The organism is Catenibacterium mitsuokai (assembly GCF_025148785.1).
Lineage (GTDB): Bacteria > Bacillota_I > Bacilli_A > Erysipelotrichales > Coprobacillaceae > Catenibacterium > Catenibacterium mitsuoka.
This window is the reverse complement of the sequence record NZ_CP102271.1, coordinates 2112136-2137385: the sequence shown is the minus strand read 5'-3', so window position 1 is coordinate 2137385 and position 25250 is coordinate 2112136. Positions and strand designations below refer to the sequence as shown.

Sequence of the window (25250 nt, the reverse complement as noted above, 5' to 3'; positions counted from 1 at the left end):
ATCTCAAACACTTCAAGATTATTCTTGAGGTGTTTTTTTATATAAAAACAGATGGATTTGATTATCTACTCTATGAATACGCTTACAGTTATGATACTATTGATATCAAGGAGGCTTGAATATGGGTAAATTAGATAATAAAGTCGCTATCGTTACAGGCGGTAACGCAGGTGTCGGTAAAGCTATTGCAAAATTATTTGCAAGTGAAGGTGCAAAGGTTGTTATTTCAGCAAGAAGAAAAGAAGTATTAGAAGAAGTAGGTAAAGAAATTGAGGAAGCAGGAGGTACTGTATTATGTGTACCTACTGATATTTCTAAGATTGATGATGTAAAGAACCTGGTTTCTAAAACTGTAGAAGCATTTGGTAAAGTAGATGTATTAGTGAATAATGCAGGTGTACTTGATAAAGGATTAAATGCGATTGATCGTATTGATTATGATGATTTAAATAGAGTTATTGATATTAACCAGAAGGGTACAATGTATTGTATGTCTGAAGCATTAAAGGTTATGACAAGTGGTGCTTCTATTGTAAATATTGCAAGTGTTGCAGGTCAGTTTGGTGCTGGAGGAGCAGTTTATGTTTCTACAAAAGCCGCTATTATTGGTGTTACTAAACATGCTGCAATGCGTTTTGCGAAAGAAAATATTCGTTGTAATGTAATTTGTCCGGGTAGTATTACTACAGATATGGCAGCAGGCTTAACACCTGATACAATGGATATGAAGATGATGGGTGCTATGAGTGCTCATAGTGATTTATCACTAAAACCATGTAGTCCAGAAGATGTTGCAAGAGTCACTCTTTTCTTAGCAAGTGATGATGCAGCACCTATTACAGGACAGGTTGTAGTTACTGATTATGGTGTAGATTTATAATGGAGTGCGGCTTAGGCTGCACTTTTTCAATGTCTTTTATGCAAGAAAATATGTCTCTTGTGCAAGAATTATAGGCAATAAATCATATCTTAGATAGAGTTGAAGTGTAGAAAGGAGTGAAATGATGAAACTCAAGAAAATATTAGTCATTCTTATGACACTTATCGTTGTTGTGATTGTCTCTACGCTTCTTCATTATCAGAATATGAATTATATATCTGAAAACTGGAATATCGACTTCCCTTCAGAAAATACCATTGTCTATCAAGTAAAACCTTCTCCTTCATTTACGAATGATGGAATATATTATGAGGTACAGGAAGTTAAAAATAAAAATCTTCCCATTACATTGAATAATAAGAAGAATGATGAAATAGAAGAAGAATTCAATAAATATATCATAGAAGCAAAAGTATCACAAAAGCAGTTGCCAGACTTCACTCAGGATTATAAGTATTATAAGAAAAGTGATGTAGGAAGATCACTGATTGTAGTAGCTCAGGATCAATTGCTGTATATTGTATCCTATAATCTATAAAACGCCTCGTTAATGAGGCGTTTTTAAGCGGATTGATTTTGTTTTGTCATTACAATTTATAATGAATTGATTATCTTTAACCTTTAATCTTATTTCTGTATGATCTGTTACATGTTCTCTAATAAAGATTTCCATCTGTTCAATAATATTTGCGTCATCCAAACGAGCATCAACAGGAATCATGACTATCATCTTAATATCATAATCTTCCAAACTCTGCATAAGAATAGTTAATCTATGATCAAAGATAGGATTATTAGTATGAGATACAAATTGTTTATGCATTAAATCATCTATTTCTTTCTCAATAAACTGATGTGTTTCTTCATCAGATATTACATGATCAAGCTTTCTTAATACATAAAGCATACGATGTTCTTTCTTTAATAAAGAATCATATATATGATTAATTCGGTCATTATTTTCTCTTTGTATTTTTAGCTTCTCTTTTTCTAAGTAATTCTGTCTATATTGGAAGAATAGAAAAAGAAATAATAAACTTAATACAAATACCAATACAGTCATTAAGATGATTGTAGATTGCGATAGCTTAATAAAAGAAAGAGCCTGCATTAATAAAGAAATTAATATAAGTAATATAATCCCAATTAGACCAAAGGTCTTATTCTCTTCGAGGAAGGAAAGATTATTTTTATTGTATTTTAATATCTTTAATAACCCCAAGGCAATCATACAATATAGAATTCCGAAAGGAAGTCCATAAAAATCGCCTATATTCAATATAGAAAATAAACGAACAAATAAAAGATTCACAAAAAGTAAAGCAGTAAAGAATAGAAGTGTTGTAGAAATACTATAGATCACAGCTTTATATTTATGAATATAAAGCATACATGCTTGTGTTACACATATAAGAATGATCAATAAAAAGTTATTGAGGAGAGAAGGATAGGTAAAAATAAACATTTCTGTGAGAGTAAGAGGAGCACAAAGAATAGTGTAGGAATACTTTTTTTCGGGTATTAAAATACTGCTGATGCAAAAACAAAGCATTGCAGTACTTATAACTGAAAATAAGAAATCAAATATCATAGCTTAATATACTCCTTGTAGTGGTGTAAAAAGTTGTTCTTATAGATACGTCCTACAGTCAGATTTTCATTATTATATAGGATGATATTACGATTGTAATCTTCTACATATTGAAGGTTAATGATCATATTTTTTTGAATCTGAACGAGTGTTGTATTGATGTAATTATTACAGAAATCTTTAAGAGTACCAGTTGTCATATAATCTTCTTTAAGTGTATGGACAACGAGATCATGACCAATAGAAACAACTGAATAGATATCTTGAATAGGAATCTGTAATGAACGTTTACTGTCTTTAAGTGTAATAGTGATATAAAGAGTAAGTAGTTTCTCTTTTAACTGCTTAAAGACAATATTTTTATCATAATCATAATGGTTCTTTCTGATGAATTGGAAAGGCTCAACCTGAAATGTATTAAATACAAGATTCTCGTGACTTGATGTGAATATAACCAGACAGTTATGCTTGTTTTTATGATATTTTGCGATTTCAATACCGTTCTTATCATTTAATTCAATATCCATGAATATAACATCATATGTACCTTCTATTTGATCAAAATGGTCAGTAATCACATTTGTAATCATATTAGGATTATGAAAGTATTCATTTATATCCTTTTGTAGCTGCATTGCGAAAGCGGTATTATCATCACAAATCAGTATATTCATAACATCACCTCTGTTATATTTTAACATATTATTTTATTAGATTAGAGAGGATTTTTTGTGGAATGTCTTTTATGCACGAAAATGTGTCTCTTATGCGAGAATTATAGGCAAATTTAATATCATAGTATAACATTTAGTTAACATCTAGATGGAAATTAAAAAAGAGAAAGGTTTAAAGCAATGAAGAGATTAATGATAATACTATTATCTCTTGTGATGATTTTAAATATCCCGATAACTAATGTTTTTGCTGATCATATTGAAGAAAACAATTTGAATTATTATTCCTATGAATTATTTGAGAATAGTGAAAAAAGATATGTGGATGTAATTAATAAGAAAACAAAGCATGTAGATTATATAGTATATGATAAAAAGACAGGTGTACTCACAATTAATGGAAGAAATAAAAAGTATGTTGTTCATGCAAATCATCCTAGAAATGCATCACATTATAAAATGAATTTCACTGTTGATTATCAAACAGCTGGACTTCTAGCAGGTAGTATTTTAGCTTTTACAGCGACTTCTATTTCATCCCTTAAAAAGGTGATGCCAGCTTTTAAGTTAGCGGTAGGAACTCAAGTAAAAGGCTGTTTAAAATATAAATGTCATAATAATAGGAGAACTTATATAACTCTTACAATAAAGTTTGGTAGCGGTCCAAAAAAGTCATATAGTTTTAAAACTAGTAGTTTGCGGATGAGCACTAAACCTTATATTTAAACACTCACATTTTATTAAGGAGGACTTACTATGAAAAGATTATGGGATTTAAATATCTGTATATGTATAGTAGTTACGTTTTTGTTTGAGTTATTAGATGGCAGCAATATGATTCCATCTCAATATCGTCTAGCAATAGCGGCTATCATTCTGATTTTCGATGCAATCTTTGCAATATATGCAATTATTGAAAGTAGAAAGAAAAATCATTCAATTAAACTGTTTTTAGATAATACTGTTTCTACTTTGGTTCCAGCAACTATTTTCATGCTTCTCGTATTTAATGTTGGTCCATTAAAATATCGTAATGAAGTAAAATCTGCAGCTATTTTATATTTAATTATAGGCTTGGTCTACAATTTTGTTAAGGATTGGAAATCAATGAAATCAGTATCAAAAAATCGATGAATTATATTAGTTATACTCTTTGTGCTTGATGCAATCATTTTAAGATATCTTCTTAATGACAGAATGAAAGAGAACAAATCAAAAGAAGTATTTTTACAAACTGATATCTTTGTGCTTATTTTACTTATTGTTCTTATACCTTTGCATTTAGATATTGTACATCCAATTATTGGTGCAGTATTATCAGGTTCAGTAATAATTTACCAGGTAATCGCAATTACTCATAATATTAAAGAGAGAAGAAAGAAAAAGAAAAAAAAGAAATCAGTCGCAATCCCTAGCGTCTAATAAAAAAATAATATACTATTATATGTAAGAGAGGTTCTAATCTGAATAAAAATTGAAAGAGAAAACAAATTTTACCCTAAAAAAGTGCATAAAGCCCCTTTCCCCAAATGGAAGGCTATTCTATTTGAGGTGAGTTCTTAGATTCTTTTCTGATGAGTTGTAGAATCTCTGCTTCAGACAAGCCTGTGCGGCTGAGTTGATTGAAGGCATTTCGTAAATTATTTTTAACGTATTCAATTCGTTGCTTCTTTGTTGTTTCAACATCTGCCATGTCTGTTGGATTAAATGCTTCACCTGTTTTTAAAAGATGATAGACAGCAATAAGTATTTTTCTCGCAATCGCAATGATAGCTCGTTTCTTACCGCGTCTTTTAGATATCTTGTTGAATTTGTCTGCATAGTATTCGCATTCCTTATCTTTTACGGCAGCATGTGCAACCTGAACAAGACAAGGCTTAAGATAAACGCCAGCTTTTGAAACTTTAACCGATTTCTTTTTGCCAGCTGATTCATTACATCCAGGAGCTAATCCAGCCCATGCAGCAAGTTTGCGATGAGAGGACCATTGAGACATATCAGTGCCGATTTCAGAGATAATGGTAATAGCAGATTTTCTATTGATTCCTGGTATTGTACAAAGAAGCTGTATGTAGTCTTCGTAGTTGGCAACCATCAAGTTGATATGGTGCTGTATTTCATCAAGAAGAGAATCCAGATAGTCCATATGTTTCTGAACGATTTTAATTCTAGCCTTTTGAAACTGATTTAGCTGAATACCATCAACAGCACTCAGGATGTCTTCATGAGATGCTTTACAACCGGCATGAACTTTAGAAAGAATATCTTCACTTGTATATGGATCATTTGATAAAATAGTATTGACAATAGCGGAAGCAGATTTACCAAAGATATCAGAAAAAACAATATCAAGTTTACAGTTTCCAGTAGTCAAAGCATTTTGGAAACGATTCTTTTCAGAAGAACGCATATTGATAAGTTTATACTGATAGCGGGTAAATTCCCTGAGGACGCGGATATCCTTTTCAGGGATATAGCTGGATCTGACAATACCGAATTTAAAGAGGTCGGCAATCCATTTGGCATCCTTATTGTCATCCTTCTCACCTTTGATAGCCTTGACCCATTTAGGATTGGCAACAACGACATTAGAAATATGGCCTTCTAATGCATTGTATACAGGGATATAGTACTTGCCGGTTGATTCCATGCATACATTTTGACAGTTGTTTTCAATAAGCCAATCCCTGAATTGAATGAGCTGGTTATTGAAGGTTGAGAATCTTTTTTTAATGTACTTGGGTTTGACGGATTCAGAGATGCAGATAACAGCAACAATGAAAGATTTGTGCACGTCAACACCACAAGATCTAGGGTAAACAATCTCCATAAATAAAAGGCTCCTTATAAGAATATAGAGAAGGAGCTCAGTGACTGACTGATCAACACTAAAAGATTAAACTCAAGTCAATGATTAATCTGCAGACTTAAAAGACATACTCATGTGTGCTTGAAAAGATCAGCCTTGCACTGGTTATTATACTGTTTTGACTTGAACGAGTTGCAAGAATCTACAACTCACCTCGCCGTGCTTTGTAGTGTAAGACTCCTTCAATTAAAATATAAAATAAGATGCCTGCACAAACAAGAATTATTCATTTCTATGTGTGCCTTGGAGCCGCAGGCGGAAAGGAATGTGAGGTTATTATGAAAAAAATTCTGAATTATTTTACTGGTGTAATCATTACATTCCTATTTCTAATATTTAATGATCTTGATGCGATTCCATCAAAGTATCGTTTAGGAATAGCAGCAGTTATCTTTATTTTTGATGCAATAGTACTTGCTTATGAACTTATTGATAGTATGAAGAAAAACAAATCCGCAAAAGTATTACTTCAAGAGAATATTTGTATGATCATTATATTTATGATTTTGTTGATTTTGAGAATGAGTCATTTTTCTCAAGAATGTAAGTTTGTGATTGCAGGAGTGGTAGTTTGTTATATTATAATAAGTATAATCTATAATCATAAGAAAAAGGTGGAATTTGACTAATCCACCTTTTTTAAAGCGCAAAAAAAAGAGCTGTAATGATTTCATTACAACTCTCGTTAATATTAATAGTTACCCTGAGCAATCATAGCATCTACAACTTTTTCAAATCCTGCAATATTTGCACCTTTGATTAAGTCATAACCTAAGCCATACTTTTGGGCTGCTGCAACAGAGTTATTGTAGATATCTACCATGATAGTATGTAGTTTTGCATCTACTTCTTCTTTAGTCCAGCTATAACGCATTGAGTTCTGACTCATTTCAAGTGCAGAAACTGCAACACCACCAGCATTTGCTGCCTTTGCAGGTGCTAAAGTACCTTCATGACCTGTGAAGTATGCAATAGCTTCTGGAGTAGTAGGCATATTAGCACCTTCGATAATATACTTACATCCGTTTTCTACTAACTTCTTAGCATCTTCTTCTTCGATTTCATTCTGTGTTGCACAAGGGAATGCCATATCACACTTAACACCCCAAGGTTTTTCTCCTGGATGGAATTCAGCACCGAACTTTTCAGCATAGTCTTTTAACTTAACATCGTTCTTAGTTCTGATTTCAACAAGGAAGTCCCACTTTTCCTGAGTATTGACACCTTCTGCATCATATACATAACCATCTCTACCAGAAATAGTAACAACCTTAGCACCAAATTCAGTTGCTTTTTGGGCAACACCCCATGCAACGTTACCATATCCAGAACATGCAATAGTCTTGCCTTCATAGCTGTCATTGAAATGTTTTAATACTTCATTACCATAATAAACAGCACCAAAACCAGTCGCTTCAGGACGAATTAAGCTTCCACCAAATGGTAAAGCCTTACCAGTTAAAACACCGTTTTCATAAGCATCTTTAATTCTCTTATACTGTCCAAATAAGTATCCGATTTCTCTTCCACCTACACCGATATCACCAGCAGGTACGTCTACGCTAGGACCGATATGACGGTATAATTCAGTCATGAATGACTGACAGAAACGCATTACTTCAGCATCACTCTTACCTTGTGGATCAAAGTCAGAACCACCTTTACCACCACCGATAGGTAAAGTTGTAAGAGAGTTCTTTAAGATCTGTTCAAGACCTAAGAATTTAATAATACCTAGGTTTACTGAAGGATGGAATCTTAAACCACCTTTGTAAGGACCGATTGCGCTAGAGAACTGTACACGGTAACCTCTGTTCACAATAGTCTTACCTTCATCATTAACCCAAGGGACTTTAAACATAATAACTCTTTCAGGTTCAGTAAATCTTTCAAGGATAGCCATATTTTCATATTCAGGGTGTGCTTCAATAACTGGTTCCAAACTCTTTAAGATGTTTGTAGCCGCTTCAATGAATTCTGGCTGATCAGCATTCTTTTCTTTTAATTCTGTTAAAACCTTATCAACATATTTCATAACGAAATCCTCCTTAAATTAATTATATTATGCGTATGATAGGATTTCTATAAAATAAGAAATTATTATCACAAAGATAAAATAAGGGTTAAAGTAATAAAAAACTAGAAATTATTGGTTTTGTCTAAAAAATAGGCAGGAAATTCTAGCTTGATAGGTGATAAGATGAAAGCTGATATAATGATTGATGTACTATATATTTTTTGGGGGATGGTATAATACATATATAGAAAACTTTTTTTGTTGGAGGAGGGATTGAAATGAAATTTGATAAATGTCCTTATTGTTCAGGTAAATTGATTCATGGCTATATTAAAACAAGAGGAGAGGCTTTGACATGGTCAACAGATTCTAAAATACCAGTTTTTCTAGATAGCTGGCATTATTTACAGGAAGATGTCAAACTAGGTAATTTCCGTTATTTCAAAGGTGATAAAATCGATGCATACAGATGTGATACATGTCATGTCATTATCATAGCCGACAGCAAGGAATAAAAAAACGAGCACCACATTATTGTGATGCTCATTAGATTTTTGAATCAGTTGAGTTATGCAATCTTTTCGCCTTTTAATAACTTATAAACGATATAAGCGACTAAAGCACCAATAAGTGGTGATAATAAAAATACCCATAACTGATTAAGTGCAGTGCCTTTGCCAAGTATCTTCATAATAACTGCTGGACCAAATGATCTTGCAGGGTTAATAGAAGCACCGGTAAATGGAATACCTAAAATAGTAACAAGTGTTAAAGCACCACCAATTAATAATCCAGATAGTCTTTCTAATCTTTCATCATTTACTACATGTAAGTACACTAATACAAATACAAAAGTTAATACAGCTTCTATAAGAATAGCACCCTTTACATCTAATGAAATCATACTTAAAGAACTATAACCTGTCTGTCCAATACCTAAAGTAGTAATAGATACACTAGGAATACATTTAAGAGTACCAAGTAGTAATCCACTTGCAAGAAGTGCACCTAATAGTTGTGCCACAATATAAAGGATCATTTCTACGAGAGAGATAGCTCCATTAAAATACATTGCGATAGACACTGCTGGATTGACATGTGCTCCTGAAATAGAAGAGAACATATAATAAACGAATGTCATTGCAAGACCAAATACAACTGCAATACCGATAATACCTGCTACTGTACTATATGTAGAACCTAATCCTGTAGATCCAAGTAATGCATAAGCTGTAGTACCTAGAAATACAAGTAGGAAAGTACCAAGTAGTTCAGATAGAAATTTCTTGATTTTCATTGAATACCTCCAATATTTTTATGAAATGAGTGTAAGACAAATTCAATAACTTGTCAAATGATCCTAATCCATGTAGAATGTGAAAAGGTGATGAAAATGAAAAAATTCAAAGATTTTAGAGTAACAGTATTTATGATTATTATGATTCCTGCATTACTCGCATTATCTATTTATTCCAAAGTTGTATGGCATTCACAGATGCGTTTTGTCTTAGCTCTTATTATGACAATCACTATCGCATTAATCTGTCTTGCTGGCTATAATCTTCACTTATATAGCGATATTATCATGATATATACATGGAAATATGTCGCATTACTTCCAGAAATGATTGAAGTAAAGGATATTAAATCAATCAAGGCAGTAAGTAAACATAAGATCAAGATTGCGCATAAGTATATTTCTTATGCTTATGTGAGTAATAGTGAAGAGTTCATGGAAAACTATCAATTATTACAGGAATCTGCACAAGAACAAGAAAATATGTAAAATCATGTGAAATACCAAATGGGCATCTATTTGGTGTTTTCTTTTACTAAAAAACCATATAGCCGTATGTGACTATATGGTCTGATTATTTCTCTTTGAGTACAGTATACATATTAACTAAAGATAATATGATAGATATACCGAAGAATAGTGTATTGAGACTACTGGAACTTATACCCAATTCATCTATAAGAATAGCTGTGTTCCACAAAGATATTGCAGCAGATATAGAAATACCTAAAGAAATCAAAACAAGTAGTACGCTATTATTATGATTACGTTTGATAAATAGGAATAAGAGTAACTGTAGAATCAATACAATTGAGAAGTAAATGATAGTTGTAGTCATGATTCTTCTCCTTTCTTTATGCTAAGTATTTTTACAAATATATTGTATCATAATAATAATATCAACGAATATATGTTTGAATAAGTATTGTAGAATGAATAATGCATACATACAATGTATTAAAGTGTTCACTATAGATTTGTGCCAATTACTTTTTTCATCTTATGCAAAAAAAAGCTTTTAGAAGATAATAAGTGTATGATGCCTTCTAGGAGGGTTAAAGATATGGATTTAGCTATTTCACTTGCTACACAAATTGGAGCTTTATTTATTATGATAGGAGTAGGATATGTACTAATTAAAACAGATATATGTACAATATCAGAATCAAAACTTTTATCACAGATTGTATTATATGTTTCTGCACCTTGTGCAATTATCAATTCATTCCAGATTGACTTGACAGAAGAAAAGTTAAAAGGTTTCTTACTGTCTATTGGTGCAGCTATTCTTGTACATATTATTTATTATATACTTGCTAAGATACTCACAAAGAAATGTCATTTTAATGCGATTGAATCAATGTCCATTATGTATCCTAACTGTGGAAACTTGATTCTTCCTCTTGTTTCTATTGTATTAGGAAACAAAATGGTTTTCTATTGCTCAGGTTATATGATTGTACAGACTATATTATTGTGGACACATTGTAAGTTCATTATTAGTGAAGATACACATTTTGATTTAAAGAAGATCCTCTTGAACATCAATATGATTGCGATTGCAGCAGGTATCATTATGTTCTTTTTACAGATTAAATTACCTACGATGTTTCAGAGTGCTGTATCTGGTATGGGCAGCTTAATGGGACCATTGAGTATGTTTGTAGTAGGAATGTTACTTGCTGGTATGAATATGAAGGAAGTCTTTACCAATGTCCGTGCTTATGTCGTATGTTTCCTTCGTTTAGTTGTATTCCCAGCAATTATTTTATTAGTTTTTATTTTTACAGGCATGACAAAACTATTCCCAAGTGCATCACAGGTATTAATGATTTCATTACTTGCAGCCAGTGGTCCAGCCGCTTCTACTGTGACTCAGTTTGCGCAATTATATGATAATCATGCTTTTGAAAGTTCAGTTATTAACGCATTATCTGTTCTTTTATGTATTATTACTATGCCAATCATCAATATCATCTATACGTTTTTGTTGTAAAATGTAAAAACAACGTGCATAATAGTGAATATAAGGAGGGCCACAATGTCACAAACTACGAAACGCGCTATTGAAGCGTCATTGAAACATTTATTATTAAAGAAGCCTCTTGATAAGATCACTATTAATGATATTGCAGAAGACTGTGGTATCAGCCGTATGACTTTCTATTATCATTTCCAGGATATTTATGATCTCGTAGAATGGTCATGTATTCAGGATGCTGAAGAAGTTTTACAGGGCCATAAAACATCTGATACATGGGAAGAAGGTCTCTATGCACTCTTTGGTGCTATCTTAGATAACAAACCATTTGTCACTAATGTTTATCGTTCTGTTAGTCGTGAACATGTAGAAACATATCTTTATAGAATTGTATATAAGTTATTGAAGGATGTTGTAGATGAACAGGCTGTAGGAATGAATGTCAGAGAAGATGACAAAGAGTTCCTTGCGAATTTCTATAAGTATTCTTTTGTAGGTCTTACATTAGAATGGATTAATAATGATATGCGACAAGACCCAGAACTTATTATCCGTAAACTAGATAAAGCCATCAAAGGAAACATCAAAGCAGCCTTAAAACGCTATGAAACCTTTTAAACAAAAACACTATAATGTATAAAGAATAAACATCTTGTATGGGATGTTTATTTTTTTATATTTTATTTTTTCTATACTATGAGGATAGGGGGGATTACCATGGATTTATTTGTGAAGCCAAGAAAAAGAGAAAACATTGATGCACATAATGCATATATATTGGGGAGTGACTTTACTAGCTTAGTGACTGCCTGTTATTTGTTGAGAGATGGTTCATTAAAGGGTGAACATATTCATATTATTGATTCAGTAGATTCATTTCACCGTTATGAGTCTTATCTTTCCTTTGTAGATGATCGCAGTTTCTATTTTTGGGATATATTACGTTCTATACCTTCTATAGAAACAGAGGGACTCACTGTTTTAGATGAAATGACTTATTTAAATCATGATGCACCTATGAAGACTGTTCATAATATACAATTAAGTGATCAATTGATATCAGAACTTGTTCATTTCTTCTTTACTTCAGATGAACAATTAGAAGGAAAACAGGTTAAAGATGTATTCAGTCAGGACTTTATGGAATCTGATTTCTACTATTATTGGCATGCTTTATTTCCAGTCAATGATGCTTATTCATTTAAAGTGACATTACATCGTTATATGCATATATTGACCTCTCACAGCATGATTTCTCCTAAGTACTGTATGTATGAATCAGTGATTGTACCTATTATAGAATACTTAGATGCACATCATGTTGTCTTCCATTTCAATACTGAAGTGACTCATGTAGAAATAGAAGACAATACAGCTACTGCCTTTACAATTAAGAGTGAAGGCATGGAAGAAACGATTGGACTTACAAGACAGGATCTTCTGTTTATTCATACAAGTCAAAGTAAAGATTCTATAGCCCATGCAGTTATTACAACTCAGGATGAGAAGATCATCCACTACTTAAGAAATATTCTTCAAAAAGATCCACTTTCTGGTGAAGATATTACAGGTGGTGTTATTCCAATTAATGAATCAGCCTGGGAACTCAACTGGACAATACCAAGACAGCCTTACTATAAGAACCAGAAAGAGAATGAATGTGTTATTCTACTTCATGGATTACATCCAGAGAAAACTGGTGATTATGTAGAAAAGTCTATGTTAGAAAGTAAAGGCTATGAGATATGTGCAGAATGGCTTTATCATTTAGGTATTCCACAAGATAAAATCAATGAATTCTCATTGATGTCTGCTTCTACCGTTCCTTACACTCATACTAGTACTCATTGTGAAGCACACATCAATGGATTAAATTATGCTTATATAGGTGAAGGAGTTTCATTACCTTATGAATATCCAGGAAGCTTAGATTATCTTGTGCATACCGCAATGAATGCAGTGTATAGTTTATTACATATCACAAGAAGTATTCCTGCTTATCGTTATTCTATTGAAGACTATTTAAGTGTCTTCTCATCTTTATATGGTGATGAGACATTCATGGAAACTCAGTCATTCACAAAACGTCTTGTCTTAAAAGAGTTATTAAAAAGAATAGAGGGCTCTGATCTAGAAGCCCTATTAAAGGAATATAAGTTCTTCTAGATAATATGAAAGTACTTTCTTATAAGAATCTCATTATGAGGTTCTTTTTTTTGTGCGATAGGCAGTCGCTTATATGTTATGTCAACAGGGGCATGACATTTTTTACTTGTGAACTACCTCGACTTAATACTCCGTATTCTTATTGCGTGTCCACTTCGCCTCTATTGTATAGACAATATTTGCTTCCACAACGCTACTTTTACGCATGATATTTAATGCACCATTCACATCTGCATTCAGAACTTGTCCACGATTTATTCTCTTTCCACTGAAATGGTATTCTTCAGTATCATCCTCTTATAGACTGGTATGACATCCTTATCCCAAAAGTTTGCCTATGTTCTAATTCTTCTGAAATGTTTCATTATAGCCCACAACAAGAGTTCCAATATCATGATCGATACAGTAATCAATCACCCTGCGTGCAGTCTTATTCATGTAGTCATTTCTGCTGTTTTCATTTAGATAAAAGAATGGGAAACCAATTATTAGTAAAATTCTTCTAAAAATATTACTTTGAATTATTCTTAATAAATACGTATAATAATGATGTGAGGAGTGATTGTTATGCCAGTTATTAAACCTATTTCAGATTTAAGAAATTATAATCAAGTGCTAGAAAAAGTATCTGTTGGTTCACCTGTTTATTTGACAAAAAATGGTCATGGTTGTTATACGATTATGGATATCAATGAACAGGAGGAAATGTATGAAAAAGCAATGAAGTATGATAAACTTGTTGCTGAGATGAAACTTATGAGCATGTTAAATGAAAGTGTTGTTTCTGCTAATGAAGAAGGGTGGATTGATGAAGATGAAATGCTAAAACATTTTGAAAAGAGATTCAATAATGATTAAAATATTTTACTCACCAAAATCAAGAAAAGATTTGGATAGAATTTATGATTATATCTATGATGATTTGAATAATCCGATTGCAGCAGAAAAAACAGTAAAAGGAATTCTCGATAAAATTAGTGAACTTAAGGAATATCCCCAACTCGGACCAGTATGGTATTTAGAAAATAATATTGATAGTGGATTTCGATTTTTAACATGTGATAATTACATTATATTTTATCAGATTACTAAAGAAACTATTTTGATTGTACGAATACTACATTGCCTGCAAAATTATGTTAAACAATTATTTTAAGAAAAGATATCAATTTTTACATGGTAGATATATATAAAAATTTAATTCCAGTTTTATTTTACAATTGAGAGCCTTTTTTGATCCGCCCCTGTCAAGTAGACAGGTGAAATAATTAAAAACATGTACCTATGCCTGCCACTACGTGGCAGGCATATTTTTATGCATAATGTGCCGCCTTATATTTCTGTATCGCCTTGTTCTCAGGTATTGGATACTGAACTGGATTCTCATTGCACAATGCTTCACTTCTTACTTCATAAGGTGTTCTCACACCAAATCTTCTTTGATATCTTTCATGACTGTAATATCTTATCCATTCTCTTATTGCCTCTTCTAATTCCTCTCTTGTTTCATATTTCTTCCCATAATGATATATCTCACATTTAAGTATTCCCCAGAATCCTTCCATTGGTCCATTATCAATGCAGCAGTGAACTCTGGACATGCTCTGTTCCATGCCATTATCCTTAAGCATACGTACAAAGAATGGACTCGTATACTGGTAGCCACCATCACTATGAAATAACGGATGTGCTCCTGGATTAGCTTCTACAGCTGATCTGAATGTATTGAAGACAAGGTTATTATCATTATGGTCACTAATTTCATATCCTACTGGATATCTGTCATAAAGATCTAGTATCAGGCTTAGATATAGCTTATTTTCATTATTCTTTCCATATTTGAACTCAGTGACATCTGTTACCCATTTTTCGTTAGGTCTTGATGCATTGAAGTCTCTTTTGAGATTATTCTTGGCTGTATTATTGCTTTTTCTGACTGTACAGCTTCTTCTTTTTGGTCTTATGATTGACTTGATGCCAAGTATTTTCATCACCTTGTAGACCTGCTTGTCATTATAGTTCTTGTTTTCATCTCTGTTTATTCTATCTGCCATCATTCTGTAGCCAAGCGTATGATTGAATTTCACATCATACTTTCTTATAAGGTCTGCCAGTTCCTCATTTTCAAGATCTCTTTCGCTCTTATTGCGTCTAAGCCATTTATAATAATTCGCCCTCTTTACACCTAATATCTCAAGCATAGCTGATAGGCTTACCTCTTTGTCTTCTTCCTTGATTTCCTTGATTGACTGATATTCATTCTCGAATCTGCTTGTTCTGCATATCCTCTCCTTTCTATCTCCTCCACTTTTTTTAACAGTCTTATCTCCAGATGAGCTCTCTCAAGCTCACGTTCCTTTTCTCTCAACTGTTTCTTTAGAAGGCCAAGTTCATCTAGCTCCTCATCCTTTTTACGGCGTCCACGTCTATCTGATAAGCCTTCTTCACCTTTTTCTCTGTACTTTCTTACCCAGTTAAATACATTTGAATATGTCACATCAAACACTTTGCACGTTCCCGAATAATCAAGATTGTGTTCCATGCAGTACTTTACTATCTCTATTCTTTCTTCTTTTGTGACTTTTCTGCACTTTGCCATATAGATTTCCTTACCTCCAGGAATATAATCCTTTAATTCTATATGATCATTATATAACTTTACCCATGCAAGTACTGTACTATCTGAAGGAATATTATATTTTAGCGCAATATCTATTAGTGAGCTTTCACCAGCAAGATATTCTTCTACAACCTTCCTTTTAAACTCTTTTGTATATGATTCATTTGCAGGTTTTTCATCAAATGCAGAATCACCATACGCTTTAAAGATTCTAATCCACTTTTTCACTGTGTTTTTACCAGCATTTATTTCTTTTGCTAGACTAATAACTGATTCACTGCCATCTAAGTACCTTCTACATATTTCAATTTTTTGTTGTTTAGAAAACTTGCTTTTTCTTCCCATAAGAAAAACCTCCTCAGCAAACAGTGCTTTTAATTATTTACACTGTCTACTGGGAGGTCATCATATCATTTTAAGGCTCTTTTTTGTATTAAAATGCTTTTTTTTATAAGTAAAATGTGGTAGTATATTAAAAACTGAGGTGATTATTTATGAAAAATACAATTTTTGTCAACAATTTACACCATCACCATCGTGGTTCTAGTTAGGGTTATATCAATTAGATACAGCCCGTTTTGACATACAACTCAAAAAAACGGACACGAAACAATGACATAAGGGAACAGGTCATTGGACCTGTTCCTTTTTATATATAAGGGGGACATGACTTTGGAAGAATTTAAATATCTGATTCCTGAAGAAAGTAATGATGCAACTAGAATGGACGCTTCTTTAATGCGTACAATTGAAGGACATTTAAGAAAAACATTCAATGCACATGACTACCAGGAGTTATTATTACCTACATTTGAATATGCAGACTTGTTAAGTGGTTTTGGGACAAATGAAGAAACAATGTTTCAGTTCATTAACCATGAAGGAAAGCGTATCACTTTAAGAACTGACTTTACTGTACCTATTGCACGTATTTATAGTAACGCTCATACAGATGAAGTAAGACGTTATAGTTATTTTGGTAAGGTATATCGTACCCAGGCACGACATAAAGGTAGAAGTTCAGAACTATTTCAGGGTGGTATTGAGTTGTTTGGTCTTCCAGGACGTGAGGGAGATCAGGAATGCTTATCACTTATTGAAGAAACAATGCAGAATATCGGTTTAAGTGATTTAAAACTAGAACTTGGTTCTGCAAAGTTCTATAAGCGTTTATTGACTCTTGTAATGGATCGTTCTCTCACTGATATATTAAAGAAAAAGAAAAGTTCTGAGATGAAACATTTAGTAGAAGCACATGATTTTGATGAAGATTTAAATAAACTCTTATTAATTCTTCCTAGTGCTTTTGGGAATATTAAATGTTTAAGAGAAGTAAAAGAGATTGTGAAGGATGAAGAACTTTTAGTGGCTATTGAAGAGATGGAATCGTTGTATGAGTTCTCTAAGTATAAAGAGAATATTATCTTTGATTTATGTATGGTACCTGAGAGAAGTTATTATACAGGTATTATGATGAAGGGATTCTCTTATTATAGTGCCCATCCAATTCTCCAGGGAGGACGTTATGACCATTTATTCGATCATTTCTATAAGAACGTACCTTCTATTGGATTCTCATATCATTTAAATAATGTATTGGATGCAATAGGAAAGGAGAATGAAGCCAATGATTAAGATTGCGATTACTAAAGGAAGAATAGAAAAGCAGGTATGTAAGTTATTACAACAGCAGGGCTTTGATATGGATCCTATTTTTAATAAAGACCGTGAGTTATTAATAGAGACAAAGGATGGTATTTCAATGATCTTTGCGAAGGCAAATGATGTATTGACTTTCCTAGAACACGGTATTGTGGATGTTGGATTTGTCGGTAAGGATACTTTGGATGAATCTGATTTTGATGATTATTATGAGTTATTAGATTTAGAGATTGGTAAATGTTATTTTGCGTTAGCGGCTTATCCAGAATACCGCACAAAGACATTTAATCGTCGTAAACGTATTACTTCTAAATATACAAAGACCGCAAAAGAATATTTCGCATCTAAACAGGAGGATGTAGAAATTATTAAACTGGAAAGTTCTGTAGAGCTGGGACCTGTTGTTGGTTTATCTGATGCGATTGTAGATATTGTAGAAACAGGATCTACACTTAAGGCCAATGGTCTTGAAGTGATTGAAAAGATTTCAGATATTTCTACAAGAATGGTTGTGAATAAAGTGGCTTTAAAATATAAGAAGGATGAAATATTCAAACTAGTGGATGCACTAAAGAAGGGGGATCATTAAAGTGTTAAAAGAATTGATTTATAAAGGAAACTATGAAGAACTAGAAAATAAACTTCATACAAGAAAAACCGAAATATCTGAAGAAGTCAATAAGGCAGTCAGTGAAATCATTAATAATGTACGTGAAAATGGGGATGATGCATTAAAGGAATACTGTGCTAAGTTTGATGGTTTCCATGTATCTAGAAAGGATGATTTCATCGTTTCTAAACAGGAAATCATGGATGCTATTACTAAGGTAGGTCCTGAATTCATGAAGATTCTAGAACGCACAAAGGATCAGATCACTGAATATCATAAGAACCAGATTGAAAAATCATGGACTATGTATAAGGATAATGGTGTTGTCATGGGACAATTAGTGCGTCCAATCGCAACAGTGGCTTTATATGTACCAGGTGGAACTGCTACTTATCCTTCTACTGTTATGATGAATGCTGTACCTGCAAAGCTTGCAGGTGTAGAAGATCTTTATATTATTACACCAGTAAAGAAGGATGGTAAGGTTTCTGATGTTATTTTAGCTGCTGCTTATGTAGCTGGTATCACTAAGATTTATAAATGTGGTGGAGCACAGGGTGTTGCCGCTGCTGCTTATGGAACTGATACAATTACGAAGGCAGATAAGATTGTGGGTCCAGGTAATATCTTTGTCGCAACTGCAAAGAAGTTATGTTATGGAGTCGTTGATATTGATATGATTGCCGGACCTAGTGAAATTCTTATTGTCGCTGATGAGAACGCAAATCCTAAATATATCGCAGCTGACTTAATGAGCCAGGCTGAACATGATAAGCTTGCCAGTGCGATTCTTATTACAACTTCAAAAGAATTAGTAAAGAATGTAGATGAAGAATTAAAGAGACAGGTAGAAGATTTACCTCGTAAAGATATCATCAAGTCTTCATTAGATAACTATGGTGGTGCTGTTATTGTAGATAGTATCAAGGAAGGTATTAACTTATCTAATAAGATTGCGCCTGAACATTTAGAAGTATTAGTAGATAACCCACTAGAACAATTACCAAATATCAAGAACGCTGGTTCTATATTCTTAGGTGAGTATACACCAGAACCATTAGGTGACTATATGAGTGGTACAAACCATGTATTACCAACAGGTGGTACTGCTAAGTTCTATAGTGCTTTAGGTGTTTATGATTTCATAAAGCATTCTGCTTTCAGCTATTATCCACAGGCAGTACTTGGTACATTCAAAGATGATATTATGAAGTTTGCACATCTAGAAGGTTTAGATGCACATGCTAATAGTATCAAGGTACGTTTTGAGGATTAAATTATGCGACAGGCAGAAATAGAAAGACAGACAAAAGAGACATATGTATATGTTTCTTTAAATATTGATGGTAAAGGAGAAGCAGATGTGGATACAGGTGTAGGGTTCATGGACCATATGCTTGAGCTTCTTGCTTTCCATGGTAATTTTGATTTAAAGGTGAGATGTAAGGGTGATCTACAGGTTGATTCTCATCATACTGTAGAAGACTTAGGGATTGTCTTAGGACAGTGCTTCAATAAGGCTTTAGGTGATAAGCGTGGTATTACCCGTTATGGTCATTTCACTATTCCTATGGATGAAGCACTTGTGACGACTGACTTAGATTTTAGTGGACGTCCTTATTTAGTTTTTAATGTGGAACTAGATAATATTCATCTAGGTAACTATGAAGTAGAAATGACAGAAGAATTCTTCCGTGCATTTGCCTATAACTGCTTCATGACTCTACATATTAATGAACATTATGGTAAGAATACACATCATATTATAGAGGCAATATTTAAATCTATGGCACGTGCCATCAAGGAGGCTGTCACAATTGATGAAGCCCATAAGGGGCAGGTAGTATCAAGTAAAGGGGTGTTATAAATGATTGCGATTGTTGATTATCATGTAGGAAATCTTGGATCAGTCACAAATGCCTGTAAAAGACAGGGCATGGATGTAGTTGTCACAAATGATCCTGAAGTTATTCGTCAGGCAGATGGCATTATTCTTCCTGGTGTTGGCGCATTTCCTGCAGCTATGAGTAATTTAGAAGCATGTCATCTTGTACCTGTACTTAATGAAGTAAAGGACAAGGGAACACCAATACTTGGTATTTGTATTGGGATGCAGCTTTTATTTGAAGAAGGCAGTGAGAATGGATATACAAAAGGATTAGGATTCTTAAAAGGTTCTGTCGATAAGATGGAAGTCGATGCAAAACTTCCACATATGGGATGGAACCAGTTAGTTATTAAACAGTCTCATTCTTTATTAAAGTATGTAGAAGAAGGCGATTATGTCTACTTTGTACATTCATATAGTGCTCATTGTCCAGAAGATGAGATTGGGGCTTATGTGAATTATGGTGGTAAGAAGATTACTGCTTTTGTATATAAAGATAATGTCATGGGTACGCAGTTCCACCCTGAAAAGAGTGGAGAGATTGGTAAGAAGATCTTACGTGCCTTTAAGGAGTTGGTATCATGTTAGTTATTCCAGCCATTGATTTAAAAGATGGAGAAGCAGTCCGTCTTTATAAGGGCGATTACAATAAGAAAGTTGTTTATTCATCACATCCTGAAGAATTAGCAGCAGGATTTGAGAAGATGGGTGCAAAGTATCTCCATGTAGTAGATCTAGATGGTGCAAAAGATGCCCATGCAACCAATAAAGAAACAATTAAAAGAATACGTGCTGCTATTTCTATTCCAATGGAATTAGGAGGAGGTATTCGTGATATGGATACAGTCTCTATGTATTTAGATGAGATTGGGGTAGATCGTGTGATTCTTGGTACGGCTGCAATTAAGAATCCTGCTTTTCTTGATGAAGCATTAAAAAAGTATGGACCAGAAAGAATAGTCGTAGGAGTAGATGTAAGAGATAGGAAGGTCAGTATTGCCGGCTGGCTTGAAACAAGTGATGTAGATTATCTGACATTTATTCATCAATTAGAAGAAAGAGGTGTGAAATATATAGTATGTACGGACATCTCTAAGGATGGTACTCTCACAGGACCTTCTTTCCCTCTTTATGAAGAAATACACGCTAATTCTAAGATTAACTTTGTAGTCTCTGGTGGTGTAAAAGATGATGAAGATGTCTATGAAGTAAATAAACGTGATTATTATGCCTGTATTGTAGGTAAGGCATATTATGAAGGGCGTATTAATCTAAAGGAGGTCATTGAAAATGCTGGCTAAAAGAATTATTCCCTGTCTAGATATTAAAGATGGGAAGGTTGTAAAAGGTGTTAATTTCGTTGGCCTGAAGGATGTTGGTGACCCAATTGAACTAGCAAAAGAATATGACCGTCAAAGTGCAGATGAAGTTGTCTTTCTAGACATTACTGCCACTTATGAAAATAGAGACATCATCAAGGACCTGATCCAAAGAGGGGCTGATGAACTTTCTATTCCACTATGTGTGGGTGGCGGTATTCGTACTGTCGAAGACTTTCGTATGATTCTTGCAGCGGGTGCAGATAAGGTATCTGTTAACTCAGCTGCAGTCAAGAATCCAAATATTATTAAGGAAGCCAGTGATGAGTTTGGTGTTCAATGTGTTGTTGTGGCAGTAGATGCGAAAGCACGTGATGATCATTCTGGATGGGATGTCTATGTCGCAGGTGGACGTACAAATACTGGACTCGATTTAATAGAGTGGGTTAAGAAATGTGAATCTCTTGGCGCAGGTGAAATACTTCTTACAAGTATGGATGCGGATGGAACAAGAGATGGATTTGATATCGATATGTTGAAGGCAGTAGTGGCAGCAGTCAATATTCCAGTTATCGCAAGTGGTGGCTGTGGTGGTAAAGAAGATATCGTTGATGTTTTTAAAGAAACAGACTGCGATGCTGCATTAGCTGCAAGTTTATTCCACTTTGGTGAAGCGACAGTGGATGAAGTTAAGGAATCCTGTGCACAGGCAGGTATTCCAGTAAGGAGAAATAGTTAATGAAACCAGATTTTGAGAAAATGAATGGTCTTGTACCTGCTGTTGTACAGGATGTCAAGACTAAACAGGTATTAATGCTTGCTTATGTAAATGAAGAAGCCTATGAAAAGATGTTAGAAACAGGAGATACTTGGTTCTATTCACGTTCTAGAAATAAGCTATGGCATAAAGGTGAAGAATCAGGACATTTCCAGCATATTAAGGGTCTTTATTTAGATTGTGATTTAGATACAATCGTTATTTATGTAGAACAGGTAGGTGCTGCTTGTCATACAGGTTCTTATTCTTGCTTCTTTAATGAAGTAATTCCTTATGACAATAGTGATTTTGCGCATGAACTTTATGATCTTATTGAAGATAGAAAAGTGCATCCAGTAGAAAAGTCTTATACAAACTACTTATTAAATGAAGGTATTGATAAGATCTGTAAGAAGGTTGGAGAAGAAGCTACTGAAACAGTTATTGCAGCTAAGAATACATCTAAAGAAGATTTGATTGGTGAAATCGGTGATTTATATTATCATGTATTAGTCTTAATGAATGCCTATGGTTTAACTGTAGATGATGTTTTAGATAAATTAAAGGAAAGACATAAGGTGACAGGCAACAAAAAAGTATTCCATACAAGAGGAGAGATTTAATTCTCTCTTTTTTTTTGGTATAATCGTGTAAGAGAGGTGTTTGTATGAAATTAGAAAAGTTATTAAATGGTTTTGAATATGAAATCATTGGGAATAAAGATGTAGATATTACAACATTAGTCTATGATTCACGTAAGGTAGAAGAAGGCAGCTTATTTGTCTGTATGGTTGGTGCTGCTTTTAATGCACATGATTTTATTGATCAGGTGATTGAAAAGGGAGCTCATGCGATTGTGATTTCTCAGGATGTCTCTTTAAAAGAGGGAATGACTTATATTAGAGTCAAGGATACACGTATTGCGTTGGCTTTATTATCTTGTGCTTATTTTAATTATCCTAGTAAAGAATTAAAGGTTGTTGGTATTACAGGAACAAAGGGTAAGACGAGTTCTTCATTAATGATCAAGTCTATTCTAGAACATGCAGGTAAGAAAGTTGGTATTATTGGGACAAATGGTACTTTTATTGGAGATATCCATGAACCTACAGCCAATACAACGCCAGAATCTTATGAATTACAGCGTATCATGAGAAAGATGGTAGAACATGATTGTGAATATTGTGTTATGGAAGTATCAAGTCAGGCTTTAAAGATGAATCGTGTGGCTGGTATTGAATTTGATTATGGTGTCTTTACAAATATTTCACCTGATCATATCGGACCTAATGAACATAAGGATTTTGCAGAATATATGGCATGTAAGAAACATTTATTTGATTTCTGTCAGGTTGGTTTATTTAATAAGGATGATGAACATTTTGAAGAGTTCACAAAGGATGTTCCTTGCAAGGTATTAACATACAGCATTGAAAAAGACAGTGACCTTAAAGCTCTCCATATTGAACTTTATAATGAGAATGGTGAATTAGGTATTACTTTTGATACAAAGGGATTAATTAATGCCTCTTTTAAAGCTTCTATGCCAGGTAAGTTCAATGCTTATAATGCATTAGTCGCAATTATGATCTGTTATTTAATTGATGTCCCTACAAAGGATATACAAAATACATTACCACAGGTTCATGTATTAGGTAGAGGACAGGTTATGCATGTCTCACCTGATTATAGTGTATTAATCGATTATGCTCATAATGGTGTTTCTTTTGAAAGTATTATTTCTACTGTAGAACAATACAATCCTAATAAGTTAATTGTAGTTTATGGTAGTGGAGGAAAACGTTCTAAAACAAGAAGATATGAATCGGGTGAAGTAGTCGCAAAGCATGGTGGTTATTCTATCTTGACTGCAGATAACCCAAGAGGAGAAAAGATTGTAGATATCTGCAAGGACATCGTAGTGGGTATTGATAAGTATCATGGTGAATATACGATTATTCCTGATCGTAAAGAAGCCATCTATCATGCATTAGATATGGCTTGTAAGGGTGATGTTGTCTTATTACTTGGTAAAGGTCATGAAACTTATATGATTGGTGAAGATGAAGTGACACGCCATTTCTCTGAAACAGAAGTATTAGAGGAATATAAGAAGGAGCGTGGACTTAATGCGTAAGATTGATTATCATATGCATACGCATTTTAGTGGTGATAGTGAAGCAAGTCCTCGTGAACATATTGAACAGGCAATTAGAATGGGATTAGATGAAATATGTTTTACTGATCATCGTGATTTTGATTATCCTATTGATACATTTGATCTCGATACAGATGCATATTTCATGGAACTGAGTGCCTTGAAGAATGAATATGTAGATCGTATTACTATTAAGATTGGTGTTGAAGTTGGATTAGACATGGATCATATTGATGAAATCAACACTTTTGTAGCACAATGTCCTTTTGATTATGTTATTGGTTCTATTCATGTTATTCATCATACAGAATTCTATTATGGAGAATTCTTCAAGGGTAAAACAAAAGAAGAAGCACATAGAGAATTCTTTGAAGAAACATTAAAATGTGTACAGACATTTGACTGTTTCAACTGTTTAGGTCATTTAGACTATATTATGCGTTATGGTCCTTATGAAGATAAACGTGTAGAACATGAGTTATATCAGGATATTATTGATGAAATCTTAAAGACACTTATTCAAAAGGGTAAGGGTATTGAAGTCAATACATCAGGATATGCATTAAATAAGACATGTGGTTTTCCTAATTTTGATATTGTGAAGCGTTATAAAGAACTAGGTGGTACAATAATTACAGTGGGTACAGATTCTCATACAAGTGATCGTGTAGGAGAACATGTAGAAGATGTTTTAAAACATTATCAGAAAATTGGTTTTGACGATGTAACTACATTCACAAAAAGAGTGAAAGATAATTAAG

31 protein-coding genes are annotated in these 25250 nt (G+C 33.4%); 23 read left to right on the top strand and 8 right to left on the bottom strand.

Features of this window, described 5'->3' with window-relative positions; genetic code table 11:
* The first annotated feature begins 121 nt into the window (after positions 1-121).
* Both NQ499_RS11105 and NQ499_RS11100 read left to right on the top strand, forming a co-directional pair.
* On the top strand, positions 122-880 hold the full coding sequence (locus NQ499_RS11105; RefSeq protein ID WP_006504929.1) for an SDR family NAD(P)-dependent oxidoreductase: 759 nt from the start codon (positions 122-124) through the stop codon (positions 878-880).
* Between the two features lie 124 nt (positions 881-1004).
* Positions 1005-1418, top strand: a complete 414-nt coding sequence (locus NQ499_RS11100) for a hypothetical protein (RefSeq protein ID WP_006504930.1) — start codon at positions 1005-1007, stop codon at positions 1416-1418.
* A gap of 9 nt (positions 1419-1427) precedes the next feature.
* Here NQ499_RS11100 and NQ499_RS11095 read toward each other — a convergent pair whose 3' ends face one another.
* Together NQ499_RS11095 and NQ499_RS11090 are read right to left on the bottom strand one after the other, a co-directional pair.
* Complete coding sequence (locus tag NQ499_RS11095) at positions 1428-2270, bottom strand: hypothetical protein (RefSeq protein ID WP_006504931.1); 843 nt, start codon at positions 2268-2270, stop codon at positions 1428-1430.
* 197 nt (positions 2271-2467) lie between these two features.
* The gene (locus NQ499_RS11090; protein WP_040389675.1) at positions 2468-3145 is read right to left on the bottom strand and encodes a LytR/AlgR family response regulator transcription factor; all 678 of its coding nucleotides are present in this window, start codon (positions 3143-3145) and stop codon (positions 2468-2470) included.
* 180 nt (positions 3146-3325) lie between these two features.
* Here NQ499_RS11090 and NQ499_RS11085 point away from each other — a divergent pair, with 180 nt between their 5' ends.
* Genes NQ499_RS11085 through NQ499_RS11075 form a run of 3 tightly spaced genes read left to right on the top strand, consistent with a single transcriptional unit; the run spans position 3326 to position 4567 of the window.
* Positions 3326-3871 carry a hypothetical protein gene (locus NQ499_RS11085; RefSeq protein ID WP_155812590.1) on the top strand — a complete coding sequence of 182 codons (546 nt, stop codon included), beginning with the start codon at positions 3326-3328 and terminating at the stop codon, positions 3869-3871.
* 30 nt (positions 3872-3901) lie between these two features.
* Entirely contained in the window at positions 3902-4279 is a 378-nt protein-coding gene (locus NQ499_RS11080; RefSeq protein WP_006504934.1) for a hypothetical protein, read from the top strand.
* A gap of 21 nt (positions 4280-4300) precedes the next feature.
* Positions 4301-4567, top strand: a complete 267-nt coding sequence (locus tag NQ499_RS11075) for a hypothetical protein (protein ID WP_006504935.1) — start codon at positions 4301-4303, stop codon at positions 4565-4567.
* A 115-nt stretch (positions 4568-4682) separates the two neighbouring features.
* Here NQ499_RS11075 and NQ499_RS11070 read toward each other — a convergent pair whose 3' ends face one another.
* A complete protein-coding gene (locus NQ499_RS11070) occupies positions 4683-5975 on the bottom strand; it encodes an IS110 family RNA-guided transposase (protein WP_006504659.1) in 1293 nt (430 codons plus the stop codon).
* A gap of 317 nt (positions 5976-6292) precedes the next feature.
* On the opposite strand from NQ499_RS11070, the gene NQ499_RS11065 reads away from it, so the two are divergent.
* Entirely contained in the window at positions 6293-6643 is a 351-nt protein-coding gene (locus NQ499_RS11065) for a hypothetical protein (RefSeq protein WP_259848514.1), read from the top strand.
* Between the two features lie 62 nt (positions 6644-6705).
* Here NQ499_RS11065 and gdhA read toward each other — a convergent pair whose 3' ends face one another.
* On the bottom strand, positions 6706-8049 hold the full coding sequence (gene gdhA / locus NQ499_RS11060; protein ID WP_006504877.1) for an NADP-specific glutamate dehydrogenase: 1344 nt from the start codon (positions 8047-8049) through the stop codon (positions 6706-6708).
* 260 nt (positions 8050-8309) lie between these two features.
* Here gdhA and NQ499_RS11055 point away from each other — a divergent pair, with 260 nt between their 5' ends.
* The gene (locus NQ499_RS11055; protein WP_006504878.1) at positions 8310-8546 is read left to right on the top strand and encodes a PF20097 family protein; all 237 of its coding nucleotides are present in this window, start codon (positions 8310-8312) and stop codon (positions 8544-8546) included.
* A gap of 53 nt (positions 8547-8599) precedes the next feature.
* On the opposite strand, the gene NQ499_RS11050 is transcribed toward NQ499_RS11055, so the two are convergent.
* Positions 8600-9328, bottom strand: coding sequence for an MIP/aquaporin family protein (locus NQ499_RS11050; protein ID WP_006504879.1), 729 nt, complete (start codon positions 9326-9328; stop codon positions 8600-8602).
* A gap of 96 nt (positions 9329-9424) precedes the next feature.
* Here NQ499_RS11050 and NQ499_RS11045 point away from each other — a divergent pair, with 96 nt between their 5' ends.
* Complete coding sequence (locus NQ499_RS11045) at positions 9425-9817, top strand: hypothetical protein (protein WP_040389662.1); 393 nt, start codon at positions 9425-9427, stop codon at positions 9815-9817.
* An 85-nt stretch (positions 9818-9902) separates the two neighbouring features.
* Here NQ499_RS11045 and NQ499_RS11040 read toward each other — a convergent pair whose 3' ends face one another.
* Positions 9903-10166 carry a hypothetical protein gene (locus NQ499_RS11040; protein ID WP_006504881.1) on the bottom strand — a complete coding sequence of 88 codons (264 nt, stop codon included), beginning with the start codon at positions 10164-10166 and terminating at the stop codon, positions 9903-9905.
* A 225-nt stretch (positions 10167-10391) separates the two neighbouring features.
* On the opposite strand from NQ499_RS11040, the gene NQ499_RS11035 reads away from it, so the two are divergent.
* From NQ499_RS11035 to NQ499_RS11015, 5 genes are all read left to right on the top strand, one after another.
* Positions 10392-11324 (top strand): AEC family transporter, encoded by a 933-nt coding sequence (locus NQ499_RS11035; protein WP_040389663.1) that lies wholly within the window; start codon positions 10392-10394, stop codon positions 11322-11324.
* A gap of 45 nt (positions 11325-11369) precedes the next feature.
* Positions 11370-11927, top strand: a complete 558-nt coding sequence (locus NQ499_RS11030) for a TetR/AcrR family transcriptional regulator (RefSeq protein WP_006504883.1) — start codon at positions 11370-11372, stop codon at positions 11925-11927.
* Positions 11928-12026: 99 nt separating this feature from the next.
* Positions 12027-13475: an oleate hydratase gene (locus NQ499_RS11025; RefSeq protein ID WP_040389664.1), complete on the top strand. Its 1449-nt coding sequence runs from the start codon at positions 12027-12029 to the stop codon at positions 13473-13475.
* A 567-nt stretch (positions 13476-14042) separates the two neighbouring features.
* Positions 14043-14333 (top strand): hypothetical protein, encoded by a 291-nt coding sequence (locus NQ499_RS11020; protein WP_006504885.1) that lies wholly within the window; start codon positions 14043-14045, stop codon positions 14331-14333.
* A complete protein-coding gene (locus NQ499_RS11015; protein WP_006504886.1) occupies positions 14326-14631 on the top strand; it encodes a type II toxin-antitoxin system RelE/ParE family toxin in 306 nt (101 codons plus the stop codon). Before NQ499_RS11020 ends, NQ499_RS11015 begins: the two co-directional genes overlap by 8 nt.
* Positions 14632-14788: 157 nt before the next feature.
* Here NQ499_RS11015 and NQ499_RS11010 read toward each other — a convergent pair whose 3' ends face one another.
* Entirely contained in the window at positions 14789-15676 is an 888-nt protein-coding gene (locus NQ499_RS11010; protein ID WP_259848513.1) for an IS3 family transposase, read from the bottom strand.
* Positions 15677-15687: 11 nt separating this feature from the next.
* Positions 15688-16440 carry a helix-turn-helix domain-containing protein gene (locus tag NQ499_RS11005; protein WP_259848497.1) on the bottom strand — a complete coding sequence of 251 codons (753 nt, stop codon included), beginning with the start codon at positions 16438-16440 and terminating at the stop codon, positions 15688-15690.
* Positions 16441-16761: 321 nt separating this feature from the next.
* On the opposite strand from NQ499_RS11005, the gene NQ499_RS11000 reads away from it, so the two are divergent.
* The 10 genes from NQ499_RS11000 to NQ499_RS10955 are packed head-to-tail and all read left to right on the top strand — an operon-like array spanning position 16762 to position 25249.
* Positions 16762-17730: an ATP phosphoribosyltransferase regulatory subunit gene (locus NQ499_RS11000; RefSeq protein WP_006506043.1), complete on the top strand. Its 969-nt coding sequence runs from the start codon at positions 16762-16764 to the stop codon at positions 17728-17730.
* Entirely contained in the window at positions 17723-18346 is a 624-nt protein-coding gene (gene hisG / locus NQ499_RS10995; RefSeq protein ID WP_040389977.1) for an ATP phosphoribosyltransferase, read from the top strand. The genes NQ499_RS11000 and hisG overlap by 8 nt, the downstream gene beginning before the upstream one ends.
* A gap of 1 nt (position 18347) precedes the next feature.
* Positions 18348-19643, top strand: a complete 1296-nt coding sequence (hisD, locus tag NQ499_RS10990; RefSeq protein WP_006506045.1) for a histidinol dehydrogenase — start codon at positions 18348-18350, stop codon at positions 19641-19643.
* Between the two features lie 3 nt (positions 19644-19646).
* The gene (hisB, locus tag NQ499_RS10985) at positions 19647-20234 is read left to right on the top strand and encodes an imidazoleglycerol-phosphate dehydratase HisB (protein WP_006506046.1); all 588 of its coding nucleotides are present in this window, start codon (positions 19647-19649) and stop codon (positions 20232-20234) included.
* Positions 20235-20843: an imidazole glycerol phosphate synthase subunit HisH gene (hisH, locus tag NQ499_RS10980; RefSeq protein WP_006506047.1), complete on the top strand. Its 609-nt coding sequence runs from the start codon at positions 20235-20237 to the stop codon at positions 20841-20843.
* Positions 20837-21556 carry a 1-(5-phosphoribosyl)-5-[(5-phosphoribosylamino)methylideneamino]imidazole-4-carboxamide isomerase gene (gene hisA / locus NQ499_RS10975; RefSeq protein ID WP_006506048.1) on the top strand — a complete coding sequence of 240 codons (720 nt, stop codon included), beginning with the start codon at positions 20837-20839 and terminating at the stop codon, positions 21554-21556. Before hisH ends, hisA begins: the two co-directional genes overlap by 7 nt.
* Entirely contained in the window at positions 21546-22313 is a 768-nt protein-coding gene (gene hisF, locus NQ499_RS10970; protein ID WP_006506049.1) for an imidazole glycerol phosphate synthase subunit HisF, read from the top strand. Before hisA ends, hisF begins: the two co-directional genes overlap by 11 nt.
* Complete coding sequence (hisIE, locus tag NQ499_RS10965) at positions 22313-22954, top strand: bifunctional phosphoribosyl-AMP cyclohydrolase/phosphoribosyl-ATP diphosphatase HisIE (RefSeq protein WP_006506050.1); 642 nt, start codon at positions 22313-22315, stop codon at positions 22952-22954. The genes hisF and hisIE overlap by 1 nt, the downstream gene beginning before the upstream one ends.
* Before the next feature lie 44 nt (positions 22955-22998).
* Positions 22999-24468 (top strand): UDP-N-acetylmuramoyl-L-alanyl-D-glutamate--2,6-diaminopimelate ligase, encoded by a 1470-nt coding sequence (locus NQ499_RS10960; RefSeq protein ID WP_006506051.1) that lies wholly within the window; start codon positions 22999-23001, stop codon positions 24466-24468.
* The gene (locus tag NQ499_RS10955; protein ID WP_006506052.1) at positions 24461-25249 is read left to right on the top strand and encodes a histidinol-phosphatase HisJ family protein; all 789 of its coding nucleotides are present in this window, start codon (positions 24461-24463) and stop codon (positions 25247-25249) included. The genes NQ499_RS10960 and NQ499_RS10955 overlap by 8 nt, the downstream gene beginning before the upstream one ends.
* The last annotated feature ends 1 nt before the right edge of the window (position 25250 follow it).

Excerpts from the sequence above, each read along its gene's own strand:
- NQ499_RS11105 (WP_006504929.1), top strand. The coding sequence starts at position 122 with ATGGGTAAATTAGATAATAAAGTCGCTATCGTTACAGGCGGTAACGCA.
- NQ499_RS11100 (WP_006504930.1), top strand. The coding sequence starts at position 1,005 with ATGAAACTCAAGAAAATATTAGTCATTCTTATGACACTTATCGTTGTT.
- NQ499_RS11095 (WP_006504931.1), bottom strand. The coding sequence starts at position 2,270 with ATGCTTTATATTCATAAATATAAAGCTGTGATCTATAGTATTTCTACA.
- NQ499_RS11090 (WP_040389675.1), bottom strand. The coding sequence starts at position 3,145 with ATGAATATACTGATTTGTGATGATAATACCGCTTTCGCAATGCAGCTA.
- NQ499_RS11085 (WP_155812590.1), top strand. The coding sequence starts at position 3,326 with ATGAAGAGATTAATGATAATACTATTATCTCTTGTGATGATTTTAAAT.
- NQ499_RS11080 (WP_006504934.1), top strand. The coding sequence starts at position 3,902 with ATGAAAAGATTATGGGATTTAAATATCTGTATATGTATAGTAGTTACG.
- NQ499_RS11070 (WP_006504659.1), bottom strand. The coding sequence starts at position 5,975 with ATGGAGATTGTTTACCCTAGATCTTGTGGTGTTGACGTGCACAAATCT.
- NQ499_RS11065 (WP_259848514.1), top strand. The coding sequence starts at position 6,293 with ATGAAAAAAATTCTGAATTATTTTACTGGTGTAATCATTACATTCCTA.
- gdhA (WP_006504877.1), bottom strand. The coding sequence starts at position 8,049 with ATGAAATATGTTGATAAGGTTTTAACAGAATTAAAAGAAAAGAATGCT.
- NQ499_RS11055 (WP_006504878.1), top strand. The coding sequence starts at position 8,310 with ATGAAATTTGATAAATGTCCTTATTGTTCAGGTAAATTGATTCATGGC.
- NQ499_RS11050 (WP_006504879.1), bottom strand. The coding sequence starts at position 9,328 with ATGAAAATCAAGAAATTTCTATCTGAACTACTTGGTACTTTCCTACTT.
- NQ499_RS11045 (WP_040389662.1), top strand. The coding sequence starts at position 9,425 with ATGAAAAAATTCAAAGATTTTAGAGTAACAGTATTTATGATTATTATG.
- NQ499_RS11040 (WP_006504881.1), bottom strand. The coding sequence starts at position 10,166 with ATGACTACAACTATCATTTACTTCTCAATTGTATTGATTCTACAGTTA.
- NQ499_RS11035 (WP_040389663.1), top strand. The coding sequence starts at position 10,392 with ATGGATTTAGCTATTTCACTTGCTACACAAATTGGAGCTTTATTTATT.
- NQ499_RS11030 (WP_006504883.1), top strand. The coding sequence starts at position 11,370 with ATGTCACAAACTACGAAACGCGCTATTGAAGCGTCATTGAAACATTTA.
- NQ499_RS11025 (WP_040389664.1), top strand. The coding sequence starts at position 12,027 with ATGGATTTATTTGTGAAGCCAAGAAAAAGAGAAAACATTGATGCACAT.
- NQ499_RS11020 (WP_006504885.1), top strand. The coding sequence starts at position 14,043 with ATGCCAGTTATTAAACCTATTTCAGATTTAAGAAATTATAATCAAGTG.
- NQ499_RS11015 (WP_006504886.1), top strand. The coding sequence starts at position 14,326 with ATGATTAAAATATTTTACTCACCAAAATCAAGAAAAGATTTGGATAGA.
- NQ499_RS11010 (WP_259848513.1), bottom strand. The coding sequence starts at position 15,676 with ATGCTTGAGATATTAGGTGTAAAGAGGGCGAATTATTATAAATGGCTT.
- NQ499_RS11005 (WP_259848497.1), bottom strand. The coding sequence starts at position 16,440 with ATGGGAAGAAAAAGCAAGTTTTCTAAACAACAAAAAATTGAAATATGT.
- NQ499_RS11000 (WP_006506043.1), top strand. The coding sequence starts at position 16,762 with ATGACTTTGGAAGAATTTAAATATCTGATTCCTGAAGAAAGTAATGAT.
- hisG (WP_040389977.1), top strand. The coding sequence starts at position 17,723 with ATGATTAAGATTGCGATTACTAAAGGAAGAATAGAAAAGCAGGTATGT.
- hisB (WP_006506046.1), top strand. The coding sequence starts at position 19,647 with ATGCGACAGGCAGAAATAGAAAGACAGACAAAAGAGACATATGTATAT.
- hisH (WP_006506047.1), top strand. The coding sequence starts at position 20,235 with ATGATTGCGATTGTTGATTATCATGTAGGAAATCTTGGATCAGTCACA.
- hisA (WP_006506048.1), top strand. The coding sequence starts at position 20,837 with ATGTTAGTTATTCCAGCCATTGATTTAAAAGATGGAGAAGCAGTCCGT.
- hisF (WP_006506049.1), top strand. The coding sequence starts at position 21,546 with ATGCTGGCTAAAAGAATTATTCCCTGTCTAGATATTAAAGATGGGAAG.
- hisIE (WP_006506050.1), top strand. The coding sequence starts at position 22,313 with ATGAAACCAGATTTTGAGAAAATGAATGGTCTTGTACCTGCTGTTGTA.
- NQ499_RS10960 (WP_006506051.1), top strand. The coding sequence starts at position 22,999 with ATGAAATTAGAAAAGTTATTAAATGGTTTTGAATATGAAATCATTGGG.
- NQ499_RS10955 (WP_006506052.1), top strand. The coding sequence starts at position 24,461 with ATGCGTAAGATTGATTATCATATGCATACGCATTTTAGTGGTGATAGT.